This is a genomic window from Pseudomonas putida (genome assembly GCF_001976065.1).
GTDB classification, from domain to species: domain Bacteria; phylum Pseudomonadota; class Gammaproteobacteria; order Pseudomonadales; family Pseudomonadaceae; genus Aquipseudomonas; species Aquipseudomonas serbica.
Genome location: NZ_MNAH01000019.1, coordinates 1 through 1,575 on the forward strand (window position 1 = coordinate 1; position 1,575 = coordinate 1,575).

The window sequence follows — 1,575 nt, forward strand, 5'->3', positions numbered from 1 at the left end:
GGGCGTGATCTTGCCCAAGCAACTGGTCGAACGTTACCACCCACGCATCTGGCCCTTCTCCGACAAGATCACAAGATCTGAGCAAGCGGTTGAATGGTGCCTGCTCGGATGAGAGATCCAGCTCAAACAGGACAGTAACGCACTGCGTCCCGCTGTCGACACCTGCGCAATGGTGACGCGGAGCCTCACGGGATGCATTCCCACGCAGAGCGTGGGAACGATCAGTAAAAGAAGAATGCGCCCTGTGCTTCGCTCGTCGATTTTTATTACGACAAAGCCACCCGAAGGATCTCGACTGATGCGTCTCGTGCTCTTGCTTTTGTGCCTGCTGCTGGCTGCTTGTGATAGCCGCAGTGCCTTTACCTATATGAAATAGAACCCTCATGTGAATCCACTCACCGAAATAAAGGCCAATTTCGCCTTTACCTGCGCCCACGAAAAAATTCCTGCCCCCTCAGCCGAATCTGATGTGCTGTTCCAATATGCCCGCTGGTTACAGAGGAACAACCAACTAAAGCAAGACAAGAGCGTCGACGTCGAGATCGAACGGCTGTACCGCATCGCCGCCGAAAACGACCACTACAAGGCCAACATCAACCTGCAGAACGGAGCGATGCGTCAGCATTTCAAGCTTCACGGCCATGAACACTTACGCATGAGTCAACAACTGATCGACGCTGGTGTGGCCACGGGATACTACTTTGTGGGGATCTTCTTGCAGCAAGGTTCTGCGGGGTTGAAGCAGGACCCGGAAATGGCCTTGCGTTACTACCGCAGGTCTGCTGATCAGGGCAGTGCACAAGGGCAATACTATGTGGGAGATAAGCTGGACCCGATTGATGTTGCACCGGAGATCGCGGTCCAGATGTACCAATGTGCAGCCGAGCAGGGTCATGGCGAAGCGGCCGTCGCATTGGGTATTTACCTTAAACACAAAGAGCAGTATCGGGAGGCGCTTGAAATACTCCAGATGGGGGTCGCCGCAGGTAACAGCGAAGCCGCTGGCCGCTTAGGAGATGCATTCCGAGGCCCTCCAGTTACTAACAAGCTGGATTACCTCGGGCAACAAGAAGACCCTGAACGCGCCGAACGCTATAAAACAATCTGGCGAATACTCGCGAGAGCTTCCTACGCGAACCCCACAGTCCCCGAAATCAACGAAATCGTCCCTTTACCCCCGGCGAAGCTCCCAGCCTGGGATGGCAAGCTTCAATGGCTTGAAGCACGCCGGGCCAATGTCCCACCGGAAAAGCCCAGCCAAGCGCTGATCAACCAGCTGTCCAAGGCCAAACTCCTGGACCCGGCCACCGGCCGAGGACTTCCGGGTTCACCCGCATTCAGCCAGGCTCATTTATCCGCACCGTACTGCTATAGCGGTCAAGTCTGCCCGGTAAGTGGGTACTGGCAGGTTGGCTGGCTTCCTCGCCACCATTCAGTTAAGGACGGCAACGGTATTCGGTATTTCGAGCAGGGCGTGATCTTGCCCAAGCAACTGGTCGAACGTTACCACCCACGCATCTGGCCCTTCTCCGACAAGATCACAAGATCTGAGCAAGCGGTTGAATGGTGCCTGCT

General features: G+C 55.5%; 1 protein-coding gene. It reads left to right on the forward strand.

Annotated elements, in window-relative coordinates; genetic code table 11:
* Positions 1 to 385: 385 nt before the first annotated feature.
* Positions 386 to 1,575: SEL1-like repeat protein (locus BKX96_RS31825; protein WP_179092196.1), on the forward strand; the 1,190-nt coding region annotated here is incomplete at its 3' end.